Annotated in this window: 12 protein-coding genes; 7 read left to right on the top strand and 5 right to left on the bottom strand. The window is 74.5% G+C overall.

Annotation, left to right across the window (positions count from 1 at the left end; translation table 11 throughout):
- Positions 1-145 precede the first annotated feature (145 nt).
- On the bottom strand, positions 146-5,047 hold the full coding sequence (locus ONA70_RS06905) for an SCO7613 C-terminal domain-containing membrane protein (protein WP_265005487.1): 4,902 nt from the start codon (positions 5,045-5,047) through the stop codon (positions 146-148).
- Positions 5,048-5,197: 150 nt separating this feature from the next.
- The gene (locus tag ONA70_RS06900) at positions 5,198-6,625 is read right to left on the bottom strand and encodes a UDP-glucose dehydrogenase family protein (protein WP_265005486.1); all 1,428 of its coding nucleotides are present in this window, start codon (positions 6,623-6,625) and stop codon (positions 5,198-5,200) included.
- A gap of 247 nt (positions 6,626-6,872) precedes the next feature.
- On the opposite strand from ONA70_RS06900, the gene ONA70_RS06895 reads away from it, so the two are divergent.
- A complete protein-coding gene (locus ONA70_RS06895) occupies positions 6,873-8,036 on the top strand; it encodes an acyl-CoA dehydrogenase family protein (RefSeq protein ID WP_265005485.1) in 1,164 nt (387 codons plus the stop codon).
- Positions 8,037-8,095: 59 nt separating this feature from the next.
- Here the strand turns inward: ONA70_RS06895 and ONA70_RS06890 are convergent, their stop codons facing one another.
- Complete coding sequence (locus tag ONA70_RS06890; RefSeq protein WP_265005484.1) at positions 8,096-8,749, bottom strand: hypothetical protein; 654 nt, start codon at positions 8,747-8,749, stop codon at positions 8,096-8,098.
- Positions 8,750-8,772: 23 nt separating this feature from the next.
- On the opposite strand from ONA70_RS06890, the gene ONA70_RS06885 reads away from it, so the two are divergent.
- Both ONA70_RS06885 and ONA70_RS06880 read left to right on the top strand, forming a co-directional pair.
- Complete coding sequence (locus ONA70_RS06885) at positions 8,773-9,288, top strand: acyl-CoA thioesterase (protein ID WP_265005483.1); 516 nt, start codon at positions 8,773-8,775, stop codon at positions 9,286-9,288.
- Between the two features lie 155 nt (positions 9,289-9,443).
- The gene (locus ONA70_RS06880; protein ID WP_265005482.1) at positions 9,444-11,471 is read left to right on the top strand and encodes an acetoacetate--CoA ligase; all 2,028 of its coding nucleotides are present in this window, start codon (positions 9,444-9,446) and stop codon (positions 11,469-11,471) included.
- 16 nt (positions 11,472-11,487) lie between these two features.
- Here ONA70_RS06880 and ONA70_RS06875 read toward each other — a convergent pair whose 3' ends face one another.
- Positions 11,488-12,180, bottom strand: coding sequence for a TIGR03089 family protein (locus tag ONA70_RS06875; protein WP_265005481.1), 693 nt, complete (start codon positions 12,178-12,180; stop codon positions 11,488-11,490).
- A 151-nt stretch (positions 12,181-12,331) separates the two neighbouring features.
- Here ONA70_RS06875 and ONA70_RS06870 point away from each other — a divergent pair, with 151 nt between their 5' ends.
- Together ONA70_RS06870 and ONA70_RS06865 are read left to right on the top strand one after the other, a co-directional pair.
- Positions 12,332-13,477, top strand: coding sequence for a glycosyltransferase family 4 protein (locus tag ONA70_RS06870; RefSeq protein ID WP_265005480.1), 1,146 nt, complete (start codon positions 12,332-12,334; stop codon positions 13,475-13,477).
- A gap of 63 nt (positions 13,478-13,540) precedes the next feature.
- Positions 13,541-14,632 carry a mannose-1-phosphate guanylyltransferase gene (locus tag ONA70_RS06865; RefSeq protein WP_265005479.1) on the top strand — a complete coding sequence of 364 codons (1,092 nt, stop codon included), beginning with the start codon at positions 13,541-13,543 and terminating at the stop codon, positions 14,630-14,632.
- 59 nt (positions 14,633-14,691) lie between these two features.
- Here the strand turns inward: ONA70_RS06865 and ONA70_RS06860 are convergent, their stop codons facing one another.
- Positions 14,692-15,267: an NUDIX hydrolase gene (locus ONA70_RS06860; RefSeq protein WP_265005478.1), complete on the bottom strand. Its 576-nt coding sequence runs from the start codon at positions 15,265-15,267 to the stop codon at positions 14,692-14,694.
- Positions 15,268-15,306: 39 nt separating this feature from the next.
- Here ONA70_RS06860 and ONA70_RS06855 point away from each other — a divergent pair, with 39 nt between their 5' ends.
- Together ONA70_RS06855 and ONA70_RS06850 are read left to right on the top strand one after the other, a co-directional pair.
- Entirely contained in the window at positions 15,307-16,398 is a 1,092-nt protein-coding gene (locus ONA70_RS06855; protein WP_265005477.1) for a DUF4185 domain-containing protein, read from the top strand.
- Between the two features lie 271 nt (positions 16,399-16,669).
- Entirely contained in the window at positions 16,670-17,656 is a 987-nt protein-coding gene (locus tag ONA70_RS06850; protein ID WP_265005476.1) for an ArsR/SmtB family transcription factor, read from the top strand.
- Positions 17,657-17,689 lie beyond the last annotated feature (33 nt).

Here is a 17,689-nt window from a genome sequence, read left to right as displayed (position 1 = left end):
CCGAGAAGGACGCCGCCCTCCGCGCCTCCCTGTCCTGACCGCCCGCCCGGCGGCCCCGCCCCGTCCCGACCGGGCATGATCGACACGTCCTGCGGGCCCGGCACCCTCTGCCCGACCCCGACGGTGGATGCCAGCCCCTCCGTTTTCATCTCATGCCGCGCAGTGCCGTCTGCAGGCGCTCCTGGGCGCGGCGCCGGCGCTCGTTGCTCGCCCCGAGCACGAGCAGGACGAAGCCGACCGGGATCAGCACCAGCCACGGGCCGAGGCTGAACAGCGCGTGCACCGCCGTGATCGCGGTGACCGTGGCGCCGACGATCACCGGCGCCTGTTGGCGGGTCATCGAGCCGAAGATCAGCACCGCCACGGCGCCGAGCAGCAGCAGGACCTGGCGCAGCATGCTGGAGTCGGTGGCCACCACGATCGCCAGGGTGGGCAGGAAGGCGGCGACCAGGGCCGGCCCGTACGCGACCCAGCTCGACAGGTCGGCGCGGTGGCGCAGTTCCAGCACCCCCACCAGCAGGGCGAGTGCGGCGAACGGCAGTGTGTACGCCTCGGGCAGCGCCACGTCGGCGACCCGCATCAGGATCCACCAGGCGCTGATCTCGCAGGCGACCACCGACCAGAACAGGATCCGCCGCTCCACCGGCCGGCGTCCGGGCCGGCTGGCCGCCACCCCGAGCACGGCACCCCACGCGGCCAGCAACGCGGCGATGTGCCGGGGCGAGTCGTACGCCAGGGCCAGCGCGATGAGAGCGGCCGCGTATCCGCTCCACTCCACGGTGGCCGCCTCCCGGTAGGCCTCGGGGCGGCGCAGCCGGGGGAGGGTGGCGGCGAAGACCTGCAGCGCGGCCCCGACCGCCAGCACCCCGAACGCCGACCAGACGGCGGCCAGCCCGGCCACCAGCCCGAGGGTGAGCACGAAGAGCTCGGCCATCAGCGAGGCGAAGAGCCAACCCAGGATGCGGGCCCGCTGGGTGGTGCCGAACAGCGCGGCGACCACGCCGACGCCGACCGCCCCGCCGAGCGTGAAGAGGGTCAGCGGCCGGGTGGCGAGGCTGCCGGCCAGGCCTGCACCGCCGGCGGCCAGCCCGATGGCGAAGACCAGCACTCGGGCGACCCGGATCGAGCGGGCCGGTTCGGCCAGCGGCGGGGGTGGGGTCAGCGCCAGGCCGAGCATGGCGAGGGTGAAGACGGCGAGCCCGGCCAGGGCGCTCTCCGGCCAGCCGTGGCCGAGGGCCACCGGCGTGATCAGCAGGGTGACCGCGGCGCCCGGCAGCACCACCGGCACGGCCCGGGCCCGCCGGCCGCCGCTGAACCCGGTGGCGGCGAGCGCCGCGGTGGCGGTGAGCAGCAGGGCGGTCAGCACGTGCGTGGGATCGATCGCCTCGGCGGGCGGGGTGAGCAGCTCGGGTGGTGGCCCCTGCCAGATCCGGGGCAGCACGCGGAACGGCTCGACCAGGGCCACGAGCAGCGGCGGCGCGAGGGTCACCAGGGCGAGGGCGACCGGCAGCACCGCCGCCGCGAGGGCGCCGGCCGCCGGGCTGACCCGCCAACGCAGCTCCGGTTCGTCGGGCCGCCGGCGCAGCGCCCCGTTCAGCAGCAGCGACCAGCGGCGTACCGGCTGGGCGGAGCCGGCCGGCGGGACGGTGGCCGCCCGGATCAGCTCGGCGAGCACGCCGAGCAGCGCCGCGGCGGCGGCGTAGACCCCGGACGGCAGGTGGGTGATCACGGCGGCGATCGCGCTGGCCGTGCCGCCGCCCACCACGGCCACACTCGCGTACGGCAGGTACTGCGGGACCTGCCGGCGGACCGCGGCCACCGCGGCCAGCCCGATGCTGGACGCGGCCAGCGCGGCGGTGAGCACCACCTGTGGTGACCGGCCGAACTCGGCGGCCAGGGCGGCCACCGCCCCGGGGAGCGCGAGCAGCGCGGCGCCGGCGGCGGCCCCGCCCACCTGCACCAGGTGCGCCGGCATCCCCTCGGTACGCACGTCCTCGACCACGGACGGCGCGAGCGCCCGCGCGAGGGCCGCCACCACCACCCCGATCAGGGCGATGCTGCCCAGGGCCAGCGCGGTGGTCCACGGGCGGACCAGCCCGGCCCCGGCGGCGTGCAGGGCCACCGCCCCGGCCACGGTGGCCCGGGACAGCGCGGCGCGGGGGTCCACCGCCGCCACCGCCGCCGTGCCGAAGATAGTGGCGACCATGGCGCCGACCAGTACCGGCGACCACCAGGGCAGGTCGAAGGCGGCCGGCGCGCCGATGGTGGCGAGCACGGCGGCTGCCCCGGCGACGTCGTACTTCCAGGGCGGCGGGAGCAGGATGCCGGCGGCCACCGCCAGCAGGGCCAGCGCGACCGGGGCCTGCCAGGTCGCCCCGCCGACCGGGGCGGCCGGCCAACCGCTCAGGTCACCGGCCCAGATCGGGCCCGGGGTGGCGAGGACGCCGACCCCGCCGCGCAACGCGCTCCAGCCGGCGATCAGACCGATCAACGTGCCCCCGAGCGCGATGCCGAGGACCGGACCCCGTCGCCACTCCTCCGGCATCGCCCGGGCCGCCACGGCGACCACCAGCACCAGCGCGGCCGCCACCACGAGCTGACCGCCGGGGGTGAGCACCGCGGCGATCCGGACCAGGGTGGCGATCAACGCCGCCGTGGTGACGGCCAGGGCCAGGTCGGAGCCGTCCAGGGACACGTCGGAGCGGCGGCCGGCGTCGATCCTGGGGGCCAGCGCGAGTAGCGCCGCGGCGAGCAGCAGCAGCCCACCGACCCAGGCGTCGGCGGCGGTGGCGCCGGGCGCGCCGAACGCGGCGGCGGCGACCCCCACCGCACCCAGCACGGCGCCGACCGCGTGCGGCGCGCTGAGGTGTCGCTGCGCGACCTGGACCACGGCGGCGTAGCCGAGGGTGACGCAGACGCCGAGGAAGCTCGCGGCGAGGATCGGGACGGTGACCTCGCGGAGCGTCGCCGGGGTCAGGGCCGGGGCGGCCGGTTCGGTGGCCGCGACGAACGCGGCCACCGCCCCGGGCAGGGCGAAGGACGCCCCGCCGGCCGCCCAGCCGGACACCGTGTCGGCTGCGGCCACCGCGATCCGGACCCGGGGTGCCAGGGACACCAACGCGCCGGCCAGGAAGAGCAGGGTCAGCGCGGCGGCGGTGAGCGCGGGCCGGGCGAGCGAGGCGCCGGCCCCGACCAGGCCCACTCCGGCGGCGGTGCCGGCGTGCACCAGCGCCGCCCGCCGGTTGCCGGCGGCAAGCCCCAGCACGCCGATACCCACCGCGGTCAGCAGCATCGGCCAGCAGGCGGCGGCCCAGCCCAGCCCGAGGGAGGCCGGCACGGCGAGCGCGGTCAGTGCCGCCCCGACCACCGCGAACTCGCGCCGGATCTCCGGCGGCAGGGCGATCACCGCGGCGATCGTGAGCAGCAGGGCGCTCGTGGCGAGCTGCCAGCCGGTCGGCCCGACCGCCGCCGCCAGTTCGGCGTGCCACCGGCTCAGGTCCGCCGACCAGGCGGGCAGCGACGCCCGGACCGGGGCCAGTCCGGCACGCAGCGCGCCGCCGGCCACCACCAGGCCGCTGACCGTCAGCGCCACCGCCGAGGCGAACTGCGGACCGCGCCGGGCGGCTGCCGGTACGGCCCGGACGGCGAACCCAGTCAGCGCGATGACGGCGGCGATGAGCAGCAGCGACCGGCCGGGAAAGGCGACCGAGGCGACCCGGCCCAGGGCGCCGATCACCGCGAGGGTGACGATGCCGGCGCCCACGTCGGGCAGTGGCGGCCGGCGCAGCGCCAGCGTCCCGGCCAGCCCCACCAGCGCGGCGAGCAGCAGCACCGCACCCGCGCCGGCCGCGGCCGGCACGGTCTCGGCGCGCAGCAGCGCGGTGACCGCGTACGCCAGGGCGACGGCGACCGCGACGCCGTCCAGCAGCCAGGTCAGCTCGCGCAGCCACGGCACCGGACGGGCCGGTGGGATCGCCGGTTCGGCACCGGCCGGCTCCGCGCCGAGCACCTCGGCCGACTCCTCCGGGTCCGCCTCGGGCCGCTCGTCGGCGGCCCGCTGCCGGGGCGGGGTTGGGGCGTCCGGCGGGGTGGGCAGGTCCCGCCGGACCGGCCGCTCGACGACCACCGCGGAGCGGGCCAGGGCGAGGTCGGCGACGGCCACCACGGTCAGCACCAGCGCCCAGCCGGCCGGCCCGGTGATCCGCTCGTACGCCAGCAGCGGCAGCACCGGTTGGGCGGCCAGGACGGTGGCGAACCGCGGGGCGCGCAGCCCCGTGCCGTACGCGTAGCCGACGGAGACCACGGTGGTGACCAGGAAGATCGACCCGGCGAAGGTCGACCCGGAGGCGGTGCCGCCGATCCGGTCCACGGCCCACAGCGCGTACCCGGCCAGCGGCAGCAGCAGCAGCCCCACCGCGGCGATCGTCTCGGCGGTCGAGGTGAGCCCGCGGCGGGCCAGCACCGGCGGGGCGAGCAGCATCAGCACCGTCGCCACCAGCAGCACGCCGAGCCGGGCCAGCGCGTCCATCGAGCTGGTGGCGACCGCGGCGAAGACCACCGCGGCGACGCCGAGCAGCAGCGCGCCGAGCCCGAGGGGGATGTTCTGTACCTCGCGGGAGGACGCCTCCGGCGGGTGCTCCGGGTCGTCCACGTCCAGCCACTGTGGCCGGCTCCGGGACGGCGGCGGAAGGTCGTCCGGGCCGGGCGGGGTGCCCTGTCGGGGCACCCGGGGCGGCGCGCCGGTGGTGGCCGTCGGCGGGCGCCGGCCGGGCCGGCGGCGCAGCACCCGGCGGGGCCGGGCGGCCCGCTTGATCCGCTCCTCACCGGCGTGCGCGAGGATGTCCCGCTGGAAGAGGGCGGCCTGCATCTTGGCGGCGATCTGCCGCTGCTCGCGGGCGATCTCGGCGTCGCGCGCCTTCATCTCCGCGATCGAGCGCTCGATGTCCGCCAGGTGCTCGGCCCACTGTGGCTGGTCCGCCCCGCAGTGCGGGCAGGTCACGGCCGGCTTGATCTCCCGTCCGCACGAGGCGCACCTGAAGGTCTGCACGACATCCCTCCGTCCGGCCGGCCCGTGGTACGGACCCCCACTGTCGCAGCATGCCCTGAGCGGGCGCGGATTTCGACAGTTGCCACCGGGTTTCGGGACAACAAAAAAGCCGGCCGCGGCGACGCGCCACGGCCGGCTCCGTGCCAGAGGTCAGGGGCGGCCCATGCCCCGGTACTCCCAGCCCGCCTGGGTCCACAGTGTGGAGTCCAGGCAGTTGCGGCCGTCGACCACCTTGCGGCCGTTGACCAGCTCGCCCAGGGCGACCGGATCGGCGTTGCGGAACTCGGCCCACTCGGTGAGCACGCAGACCAGGTCGGCGTCGCGGACCGCGTCGGTCATGGTCGCCTCGTACGTCAGCTCGGGCACCGCCCGGCGGGCGTTGTCCATGCCCTGCGGGTCGAACACGTGCACCTCGGCGCCGGCCTTGTCGAGCAGCGCGGCGACGGCGAGGGCCGGGGCGTCCCGGACGTCGTCGGTGTTCGGCTTGAAGGTCGCGCCGAGCACGGCGACGCGGGTGCCGGAGAGGTCCGGCCCGGCCGGCCCGGACCGGCGGCCGAGCAGGTCGGCGGCGAGCTGCACCACCCGGGTGCGCCGGCGCAGGTTGATCAGGTCCACCTCGTGCAGGAAGCGCAGCGCCTCGCCGGCGCCGAGCTCCTGGGCGCGGGCCTGGAACGCGCGGATGTCCTTGGGCAGGCAGGCGCCGCCGAAGCCGAGGCCGGCCTGGAGGAAGCGGTTGCCGATCCGGGGGTCGTACCCGATCGAGCGGGCCAGCTGGGTGACGTCGCCGCCGGCGGCCTCGCAGACCTCGGCCATCGCGTTGATGAAGGAGATCTTGGTGGCCAGGAAGGCGTTCGCGGCGACCTTGACCAGCTCGGCGGTGGCGAAGTCGGTGACCACCAGGGGCACCTCGCGGTCCTCGGTGGCGGCCAGGTCGAAGACGCCCTTGTGGGCGGCGTAGAGCATGCCGTTGGCCCACTCGCTCTTGACCCCGACCACGATCCGGTTGGGCCGCAGCACGTCGTCGACGGCGAAGCCCTCCTGGAGGAACTCGGGGCTCCAGGCGACCTCGACGCCCAGGTCGGCCGGGGAGTGCTTGCCGACGAGCTGCTCCACCCACTCGGCGGTGCCCACCGGCACGGTGGACTTGCCGACGATCAGCGCCTTGCGGGTCAGGTGCTGGGCCAGGCTGGTCACCGACGCCTCGACGTACGACAGGTCGGCGCCCATGCCGTCGGCCCGCTGCGGGGTGCCCACGCAGATGAAGTGCACGTCGCCGAAGTCGGCCGTCTCCTGGATGTCGGTGCTGAACCGCAGCCGGCCGGCGGCCAGGTTGCGGCGCAGCAGTTCGTCCAGGCCGGGCTCGTGGATCGGGACCTCGCCGGCGTTCAGCTTGGCGATCTTGTCCGCGTCGACGTCGAAGCCGAGCACCTCGTAGCCGAGCTCGGCGTAGCAGATGGCGTACGTCGCACCGAGGTAGCCGGTGCCGAGGAAGGTGACGCGGGGGCGGGCCGCGCCGGAGGGCGGGGTCACCGCCGCGATCGCCGGAACCGGCTGGGTGTTCGGGTACGGAATCGTCACGCCTGTCTTCTCCGCTCGCACTGGCGGCGCTTCCTTGCGTCGCAATCTGCTCCGGCGCCTGGCCGGGCACCGAGGGAAGGGTGTTCCTCTGGTCTGAGGGTAGTTGTGCCGTGCCGATGATTGCCGGGCGCGATCCTACCCGCCGGTAATGTCTGGCGGGCCCTGGTGGCTATTCTTCAGTCTGCGGCAGTCGGCGGCCTCCAGGCGCCACAGACTGCGCATGATAGCGGTGAAGGGGAGGGCCGACATGGCCGCAGAGCAGTCGTTCGACGTCTACCGGTTGCCCGAGGAGCACGACGCGATCCGGGAGGCGGTCCGTGAGGTCTGTGCGGCCAAGGTGGCTCCGCACGCCGCCGAGGCGGATGAGACCGGCGAGTTCCCGAAGGCGTCGTACGACGCGCTGCGGGCCGCCGACTTCCACGCCCCGCACATCCCGGTCGAGTACGGCGGCGCGGGCGCGGACGCGCTGGCCACCGCGATCGTGATCGAGGAGGTGGCCCGGGCCTGCGCCTCCTCCTCGCTGATCCCGGCGGTGAACAAGCTCGGCACCATGCCCCTGCTGCTGGCCGGCTCCGCGGAGCTGAAGAGGAAGTACCTGACCCCGGTCGCCGCCGGGGACGCGATGTTCTCGTACTGCCTCTCCGAGCCGGAGGCGGGCAGCGACGCCGCCTCGATGACCACCAAGGCGGTCCGCGACGGCGACCACTGGGTGCTCAACGGCGTGAAGCGGTGGATCACCAACGCCGGTGTCTCGGAGTACTACACCGTCTTCGCTGTGACCGATCCCACAGCCCGGTCGAAGGGTATTTCGGCCTTCGTGGTGGAGAAGTCCGACGCCGGGGTCAGCTTCGGCGCGCCGGAGAAGAAGCTCGGTATCAAGGGCTCGCCCACCCGCGAGGTCTACTTCGACAACGTGCGCATCCCGGCGGACCGGATGATCGGCGCCGAGGGCACCGGCTTCGCCACCGCCATGCGTACCCTCGACCACACCCGGGTCACCATCGCCGCCCAGGCGGTCGGCATCGCCCAGGGCGCGCTCGACTACGCCAAGGGGTACGTCCAGGAGCGCAAGCAGTTCGGCAAGCCGGTCGCCGACTTCCAGGGCGTCCAGTTCATGCTCGCCGACATGGGCATGAAGCTGGAGGCAGCCCGCCAGCTCACCTACGCCGCCGCCGGCAAGTCCGAGCGGGGCGACGCGGACCTCACCTACTTCGGCGCCGCCGCCAAGTGCTTCGCCTCGGACGCCGCCATGGAGATCACCACCGACGCGGTGCAACTGCTCGGCGGGTACGGCTACACCCGCGACTACCCAGTCGAGCGGATGATGCGGGACGCCAAGATCACCCAGATCTACGAGGGCACCAACCAGGTGCAGCGCATCGTCATGGCCCGCCAGTTGCTCAAGGGCTGAACCCGGACGACCCCCGGGATCGGGCGGGCGGGCCGGGGTCACCGGCCCGCCCGCGGCGGTCAACGGATCTCGGTGGTGCCCTCCGGCCGGCCGGCCCCGCGCGGGGGCGCGGACCACGGCGACTCGCCGCCGGTGCGGCGGGGCAGGGGTTCGGTGGGCGTGGGGTCGGGATAGCTCAGGCTGAGCGCGGCGGTGTCCTTCGTCGCGTCGCTCGGGGGCCAGTCGCTGAACGTGGGGGAGGTCTCGACCGGCGTGCCGGCCGGGGTCTGCTCCGCCTCGGCCGGCTGCCCGGGCCACTGCTTCCAGCGCTGGGCGCTGAACACGGCCATTATCAGCAGCACGCCGATCAGGAACAGCGTGCCGTTCTCCAAGGGCTGGCGCAGCGGCAGCGGATCCCCGAGCATCTTCCAACCCTCGGGGACGCGATCACGAACGGTGAACGGCGCGACGAACATCCCGAGGTACGGGATGACCAGCAGCAGTCCGGCCGTCAGCGGGCCGAACGGCGAGAAGCGCAGCGTGGCGAGCAGGCCGAGCAGGATGCCGGCGACGCCCAGGTAGACGGCCGGCTCGATCAGGTTGGGGGTGCTGTACGTACCGAGTTCCACCCAGCGGTGGATGGTGCGCCCAGATCCGTCCTGACCGAGGGTGACGAGCACCCAGGTGACGGGCGCCACCACCAACCCGGCGAGGAAGCTCCAGAGATGTCGCATCCGCGCACCGTACCGTTTTCGCCATGACAGAGCACCCCTCCGCCCCAGCGGGCAAGCCGACCTCGTACTCGCGGGTCACGCTGAGCCGCATCATGACCGCTGTCGATGTCAATCTGTACGGAACCGTGCACGGTGGGGTACTGATGAAGTTCGTCGACGACGTCGCCGGGGCGGCCGCCGCCCGGCACAGCGGGGGCACCGCGGTCACCGCCTCGATCGACGAGATCGTCTTCTCCGAACCGGTCCGGGTGGGTGACCTGGTGCACGCCCACGCCCAGGTCAACTGGACCGGGCACACCTCGATGGAGGTGGGCGTGAAGGTGGTCGCCGAGCGCTGGGACTCGGCCGAGGACGAGCCGGTCCGGGTGGCCACCGCGTACCTGGTCTTCGTCGGGGTGGACGTGGGCGGCGCGCCCCGCCCGGTGCGGCCGGTGCTGCCGGAGACCCTGGAGGACGAGCGGCGCTACCGGGAGGCGGAGATCCGCCGCGCCCACCGGCTGGCCCGCCGCCGCGCCATCCAGGCGCACCGTGCCGGCTGAGGTGCGCGGCACCCACATGGGCCGGGGGTGCGGGATGTGGGCAGGCCACGCCCCGCCGGCGGCACCCGGTGCGGACAATGGCCTGGCGAGGTAGGGCAAGATGGCGCCACGGCCCATGCACAGTGTCGTGACGGGGCCTCAGGGAGGGTGGAGCAGTGGGTGACGTGCTGTGGACGCCGCCGGCCGACGTGCGCGAGCGGTCCCGGATCGGCGACTACCTGCGCTGGCTGGCCGAGCACCGGGGGCTGCAGTTCGCCGACTACGACGCGCTGTGGCAGTGGTCGGTGACCGACCTGGACGCCTTCTGGCGGTCGATCTGGGACTACTTCGAGGTGGTCGCGCACACCCCGCCGACCGCCACGCTCACCGACCGGGCCATGCCGGGCACCCGGTGGTTCCCCGGCGCGACGCTCAACTACGCCGAGAACGTGCTGCGGATGCCGGGCCGGGGCGACGACGACCCGGTGGTCATCGCGCACGGGCAGACCCGCGCGCCCGAGACGCTGACCGCCGCGCAACTGCGCGAGCAGGTCCGCCGGGTGGCGGCCGGGCTGCGCCGGCTCGGCGTCGGCCCGGGCGACCGGGTGGCCGCGTACGCGCCGAACATCCCGGAGACCTTCGTGCTGCTGCTGGCCACCAGCAGCCTGGGCGCGATCTTCTCCTCCTGCGCCCCCGAGTTCGGCACCCGCAGCGTCACCGACCGTTGGCAGCAGATCGAGCCGAAGGTGCTGGTCGCCGTGGACGGCTACCGGTACGGCGACAAGCCGGTCGACCGGCGGGGCGAGGTGGCCGCCATCCGGGCCGCCCTGCCGTCGGTGGCGCACACCGTCGGCATCGCGTACCTCGACCCGGCCGGCGCTGGCGGCGATGATTCGGCCTCCGCGCCGCTGGGCGGCGGTCCAGACGTGCCCGAGGGCGTGATCTCCTGGGCCGAGCTGGCGGCGGAGACCGACGAGCCGCTGACCTTCACCCCGGTGCCGTTCGACCACCCGCTCTACGTGCTCTACTCCTCCGGCACCACCGGCCTGCCGAAGCCGATCGTGCACGGCCACGGCGGCATCCTGCTGGAGCACCTGAAGATGTTGGCCCTGCACCATGACCTGGGCCCGTCCGACCGGTTCTTCTGGTTCACCACCACCGGCTGGATGATGTGGAACTTCCTGGTCTCCGGGCCGGCGGTGGGCGCCACGATCGTGCTCTTCGACGGCAACCCGGGCCACCCGGACCTGGGCGCGCTCTGGCGGCTGGCCGCCGAGACCGGCACCACGTACTTCGGCACCTCGGCGCCGTTCCTGCTGGCCTGCCGCAAGGCCAACCTGGTCCCGAAGGCGATCGCCGACCTCTCCGCGCTGCGCGGGGTCGGCTCGACCGGCGCGCCGCTGCCCGCCGAGGGCTTCACCTGGGTGTACGAGAACGTCGGGGACCGCCCCCAGCTCCAGTCGCTCTCCGGCGGCACGGACGTCTGCACCGGCTTCGTCGGTGGCGTGCCGCTGCTGCCGGTGCACGCCGGGGAGATCACCTGCCGGGCGCTCGGCGCCAAGGTGGAGGCCCGCTCGGCCGACGGCACCCCGGTCATCGGCCAGCTGGGCGAGCTGGTGATCACCGAACCGATGCCGAGCATGCCCGTGGGCTTCTGGAACGACCCGGAGGGCACCCGCTACCGGGAGGCGTACTTCGAGGTCTACCCGGGGGTCTGGCGGCACGGGGACTGGATCACCGTGAACGAGCGGGGCGGCTGCGTGATCACCGGCCGCTCCGACGCCACTCTGAACCGGGGCGGCGTCCGGCTCGGCACCGCCGAGTTCTACTCCGTGGTCGAGGGGCTGGACGAGGTGGTCGACTCGGTGGTCGTGCACCTGGAGGACGACCAGGGCGGCGCCGGCGAGCTGCTGCTCTTCGTGGTGCTCGCCGAGGGGCTGGAGCTGGACGACGAGCTGCGCGGGAAGATCTGCCGCGAGCTGCGTACCGCCCTGTCGCCCCGGCACGTGCCCGATGAGATCCACCAGGTCCGGGCCGTCCCGCGTACCCTCTCGGCGAAGAAGCTGGAGGTCCCGGTCAAGAAGATCCTCACCGGGACCCCGGTCGACAACGCCGCCGCCAAGGGGGCCCTCGCCAACCCCGAGTCCCTGACCGCCTTCGCCGCCTTCGCCCAGCGCCGCGCCGCGGAGTCCACCCCAGCCTGACCGCGCCCGCCGGCCCCTATCCGGCGAGGGTGCGGGTGACCTTTTCGGCCGCGGTGCGGGCGTCCAGGCGGGCGCGGTCGAGGTTGCCGCAGACGACGACACTGGCTCCGGCGGTGAGCGGGGCGAGCAGCCAGTCGACCGGGTCCGGGTAGGCCGTCGCGTCGACCAGGATCCGGTCGCCGGGAGTGAGACAGAGCTCCGCGGCGCGGGCCTCCGCGCGGGCCAGCAGCTCCGCGTCCGCCTCGCCACCCTGGGGGTACGGGGTGAAGTGGTCGCCGTGCCCGCGTACCGCGGAGACGAAGTCGGTGAACCCGGCGGGCACCTCCCGCATGGGCAGGGCGAACGGGTCGAGGGCGAGGACGTACCGCTCGCCGGCCGACCACCGCTGCGCGGCCTCGACCTGGGACGCGGCGGCGAAGAGCACCTCCACGTCGCCCGGCGTGTCGACCACGGTCAGCTTCGCCGACCAGCAGCCGAGCAGCACGGCGGCGGTCTGCCAGTGCGGGGGCAGCAGCACGGCGGCCGGATCGCCGGGCGCGAGGCCCACCTCGTCGACGATCAGGTTGGCCGTCTTGGCCACCCAGTTCGCGCAGGTCGCGCCGGACAGTTCGGTGCGCTCGCCGGTGGCGTCGTCGTACCAGGTCAGCAGGGGCCGGGTGGGGTCGGTCGCGATCGCGTCGGCGAACACCCGGGCAATGTTGTCGGCCATCGGCGCGAACGATACGCGGTCGGGGTCCGTACTCGATGACAACGACAAGTCGGCGTACCGTCGGGTCGCAGTCAGCGCCGGGCCGCCAGCCCGGCGTAGGCTTGCCGACAGTGTTGTTCCCCACAGACCCGCCAGCCTGAGGAGTCGCCCCGTGACCGCCGGTCGCCCGCCCCGCGTGCTCATCGACGCCACGAGTGTCCCCGCCGACCGTGGCGGCGTCGGTAGATACGTCGACGGCCTCCTCGGCGCGCTCGGTGGCGTCTCCGGGTCCGGCGTGGATCTTGCGGTGGTAAGCCTCCGCACGGACCTCGAGCGATACACCCGGATGCTGCCCGGGGCCGAGGTGATCCCCGCCCCGGCGGCGGTCGCGCACCGTCCGGCCCGGCTGGCCTGGGAGCAGACCGGCCTGCCGCTGCTGGCCCAGCAGGTCGGCGCCGAGGTGCTGCACTCGCCCTTCTACACCTGTCCGCTGCGGGCCGGCTGCCCGGTGACGGTCACCGTGCACGACGCGACCTTCTTCACCGAGCCGGAGCACTACGACAAGTCCCGCCGGACGTTCTTCCGCAGCGCGATCAAAACCTCCCTGCGGCGGGCCGACCGGGTGATCGTGCCGAGCAAGGCCACCCGCGACGAGCTGATCCGGCTGCTGGACGCCGACCCGACCCGGATCGACGTGGCGTACCACGGGGTCGACCAGGCCGCCTTCCACGCCCCCGGCGAGGAGGAGAAGGCCCGGGTCCGGGCCCGCCTCGGCCTGGGCGACAGCAGCTACATCGCGTTCCTCGGAGCCAAGGAGCCGCGCAAGAACGTACCCAACCTGATCCGGGGCTGGGCCCGCGCGGTGGCCGACCGGGCGAACCCGCCGGCGCTGGTGATCGCCGGCGGCCAGGGGCACGACGACGACATCGACCGGGCGGTGGCCGACGTGCCCTCGCACCTGCGACTGCTCCGCCCGGGCTACCTCCGCTACGCCGACCTGCCGGGCTTCCTCGGCGGGGCGCTGGTCGCCGCCTACCCGTCGTACGGCGAGGGGTTCGGCCTGCCGATCCTCGAGGCCATGGCGTGCGCGGCCCCGGTACTGACCACGCCGCGGCTCTCGCTGCCCGAGGTGGGCGGCGACGCGGTGGCGTACACCAGCGAGGACCCGGACCAGATCGCCACCGACCTGGCCGCCCTGCTGGACGACGAGCAGCGCCGGCTTGCCCTGGCCAAGGCCGGTTTCGACCGGGCCAAGGAGTTCACCTGGGAATCCAGCGCGGAGGTGCACATCGCCGCCTGGAGCCGGGCCCGTTCCTGAGTGCCGAGTGCTCGTCCGCCCGACCCGGCGTCCGTAGCATGACGGTTCGGGCATGATGTGCTGATGTTCTACGCCGTCATCCCGGCGGGAGGCAGTGGCACAAGGTTGTGGCCGCTGTCCCGTGCCGGCCATCCCAAGTTCCTCCACCCGCTGACCGGCACGCCGGCCTCGCTGTTGCAGGCGACGGTCGACCGGCTGGCGCCGCTGACCACACCCGAGTGCACGCTGGTGGTCACCGGGGCCGCGCACGTCGCGGCGGTGGCCCGGCAACTGGCTGGCCTCCCAGAGGAGAACATCCTGGTCGAGCCCTCGCCCCGGGACTCCTGCGCGGCGATCGCCCTGGCGGCGGCGGTGATCGCACAGCGCGACCCGGCGGCGGTGATGGGCTCGTTCGCCGCCGACCACCTGATCGGCGACCCGGCCTGCTGGGCCGAGGTGGTCCGCCAGGCGATCCGTGGCGCCGAGCAGGGGCTGTTGATGACGGTCGGCATCACCCCGACCCGACCGGAGACCGGATACGGCTACCTGGAGACCGGCGAGCCGGTGGGCGACGGCCTGCTGCGCCCGGTGGCCGAGTTCAAGGAGAAGCCGGCCGCCGAGGTGGCCGAGGTCTACGTCCGCTCCGGCCGGCACCTCTGGAACGCCAGCATGTTCGTCTGGCGGGTGGACGTGTTCCTGGCCGAACTGGCCCGGCAGCAGCCGGCCCTGCACGCCGGAATCACCGCGATCGCCGCGGCCTGGGGCACCCCGGAGCAGGACGACGTGCTGGGCAACGTCTGGCCGACCCTGCCGAAGATCTCCGTCGACTACGCGGTGATGGAGGGCGCGGCGACCGCGGGCCGGGTGGCGACCGTGCCCGGTGACTTCGGCTGGAACGACGTCGGCGACTTCCACACCCTCGGCGAGGTGCTCCCGGCCGACGCCGACGGCAACGTGGTGCTCGGCGCCGACGCCAAGCAGGGCGTGCTGCTGCACGACACCATGGGCACGGTGGTGGTGCCGCAGTCCGGCCGACTGGTGGCCACCGTCGGGGTGCAGGACCTGATCGTCGTGGATACCCCGGACGCGCTGCTGGTCTGCTCCCGCGACCGCGCGCAGGACGTGAAGAAGGTCGTCGACGAGCTCAAGGACCGCGGCGAGGAGGGCCTGGTCTGATCCGGCGCGGCGGCCCGGATGGCGGGCCGCCGCGCTGCCGGCGTGTCCGCGAGGGCAGCTCAGCCGGTGGCGCGGCGGGCCAGCGCGGCCAGGGCCGGCGCGACGAGCTGGACGGTTCCGTCGGCCAGCGGCTCGGGCAGCCGGTCCGGCGGGAACCAGCCCAGCGCCTCGGACTCGTCGCTGACCCGTTCGGTCGCCCCGGGCGGGGCGAGCACCGCGAACCGGACGTCGTAGTGCAGCGAGCCGCCCTGGCAGGCGACCGGGTGGATGTCCACGTCGATCGGCACCGGGTCGACCACCAGCCTGGCGATCCCGGACTCCTCGGACGCCTCGCGCAGCGCGGCGGCCGCCAGGGTCCGGTCGCCCGGTTCGCAGTGCCCGCCGAGCTGCACCCACTTGCGGAACTTGCTGTGCAGGCAGAGCAGCACCCGGGCGCCGGTGGCGTCGAGCACCAGCGCGCTCGCGGTGAGGTGGCCCGGCCGGTGACTCCGGCTCATCGCCACCGGCCCGGCGGCCAGCAGCTCCAGGGTCCGGTCGCGGTTCGCGGCGGCGGCCGGGCTGGTCGCCGTCCAGCGGCTCAGCACCGCCGTGGCGTCGGCGTGCAGGTCGGCGTACGTCCCCAGGTCGGTGTGCACCCCGACACTCTACGAGCGTGGCCTCCGTACCCTGGCCGGGTGACCTTGCGACTCGTGGAGTTCGTCGTGGGCGGCAACGAGGCCAGCGACCTGTTGCCGGTCCGTTCCCGGGCGCTGCTGCGCGCCCACGGCGCCCGCCGGGGCTTCTGGACCGTGCTGGACGAGGGCCCGGTGGAGCGCTGCCTGGCCCTGCTGCTGGACGACTGCTCCGGGTCGCGGCGTGGCGTCAGACACGCCGAGCCGGGGTGGTCGGAGCGGGAGGACGGCGAGTGGGTCGCGCACCACGTGGCCGCCGACGCCGGCCCGGAGAACGGCCGCACCGAGGACGGCGAGGCGCTCGCCCACCACGACGGCTGGGTGTACGTCTTCGGCTCGCACTTCGGCTCGAAGGCCGGCCCGCTGCGGCCCCGCCGCGCGTTCGTGGCCCGGTTCCGCGAGGAGGACGCCGCCATCGGCACGCTGCCGGTGCAGGTGGTGCGCAACCGGTTCCGGCTGCACCGGGCGATCAACGACGCCCTCGCGGTCGCGCCGCTGACCATGCTGCCGCCGGGGGACCGGGTCCGGCACCGGTTCATCGTGGCGACCCTGGCCCGGGGCACCGCGCGGGCCAAGAGCTGGGTCACCCGGCTCGCCGAGGACGACCTGCCGGTCAACGTCGAGGCGGCCGCGTTCACCCCCGGTGGGACCGTGCTGCTCGGGCTGCGCTTCCCGGTGACCGCCGAGGGCGAGCCGATCCTGGTCGAGCTGGCCGGGGTGGCCGACATGTTCGGCGAAGACCCGGGCTGGCCCCGGGCCGTCGGGGCGTACGCCCTGACCGGGGTGACCCCACCGGGCACGCTGACCGGCTTCCGGGCCGTCGCCCCCACCCCCGGAGGCGGGTACGCGGCGGTGATCGGCTCCATCGACGCGCCGGGCAAGGGTTCGGTGCTGCTCGACGAGCATCCGCACGGCGGCGAGGTGACCTCGCGGCACGTCGCCTTCCGGTGGGAGCCCACGCCGGACGCCCGGGTGGCCGGAAAACTGGTGGCCGAGCTGGCCCCGTTCCACCACGTGGAAGGGCTGGCCGAGCTGGACGGGAGTTGCTTCTACGTGACCGACGAGGACCACCGGGTGGCGCTCTGGGTCGGTTGAGTCGGCCGGTCCCGGGGGCGACCGGTGGCACCCCTGCGGAGAAAGCCGCAGACCCTCGTGGTGCCGCCCGGTCGCCGGTGCCCCCCGACCGCCCGGTAGCCCCGGACCGGTGGGTTCAAACCTCCGGCCCGACGGGCACCGGTAGTGTGCCGAACCCGTTCCCTCGCCGTCGAGGTTTTTCAGCCCACGCTTAAAAATGAAGATTAGTGCCGCCGGGTACAGTGCCAGTGGAGGCAGGTAATCCCTCTACCCGCCTCCGGGAGAGCGCTCCATGCTGAAGATCATCTTCTCGAGCGAGGACATCCTGCGGACCAGGGTGGCCTCCGCTGCGGACTCGGTCTGGGAACTGGTCCTCAGCCTGCACCTGCTACAGGGCCGCGGGCGGGAACCGCTGCTGCTCGAATGGCGGCGCACCGTGGCCCGCGCCCTGCGTACCGAGAGCGACGCCGAGCAGTTCCGGCTCCTCTTCGCCCTCAACCCGCCCCGCGGCTACTTCCCCGACTTCCTCACCCCGTACGCCTCCCGGGACGGCTTCGAGGCGGGGCTGGCGGCGGTCCGGGGCACCCCGATCGGCATGCTGCGCCGCGACCTCACCCTGCTGGCCGAGGAGAACCTGCTGCCCGCCCCGGCCGACGCGCTCGCCCGGGGCGAGCCCGAGGTGCTGCGCCACCTCACCGACTCGATGGCGCGCTACCGGGCGCTCGCGGTCGCCCCGTACTGGTCCCGGATCCAGGCCGCGGTGGAGGCCGACCGGGGGCGGCGGGCCCGGGCCATGCTCGACGGCGGCCCCGAGGGCCTGCTCGCCAGCCTGCGGCCCAGCATGCGCTGGGCCGACGGGATCCTCGAGGTGCTCGACTACCCGGACACCCGCGAGCTGCGCCTCGACGGCCGCGGACTGCTGCTGGTGCCGTCCTTCTTCTGCGCCCGGACCCCGGTCGCGCTCCTCGACCCGACGCTGCCCCCGGTGCTCGTCTATCCGGTCGACCGGCTGGGCGGCCTGGCCACCACCCGCAGGCCGGACGACGGCGACCGGGACGCCCTCGCCGCCCTGCTCGGCCGGACCCGGGCCGCCGTGCTGGCCGCCGCCGACAACGGCTGCACCACCGGCGAGATGGCCCGCCGGCTGAGCATCTCCGCCGCCGCGGCCAGCCAGCACACCAGCGTGCTGCGCAACGCCGGGTTGCTGGTCAGTCACCGCGACCGCAACACCGTGCTGCACACCCTGACCCCCCTCGGCCGGGCCGTCCTCGACGCCTGACCGCCCGGCGCGCCGCCGAGTCGGGCTGGGCAC

This window comes from Micromonospora yasonensis (assembly GCF_026013475.1).
GTDB classification, from domain to species: domain Bacteria; phylum Actinomycetota; class Actinomycetes; order Mycobacteriales; family Micromonosporaceae; genus Micromonospora; species Micromonospora yasonensis.
This window is presented reverse-complemented; position numbering and strand designations above follow the sequence as displayed.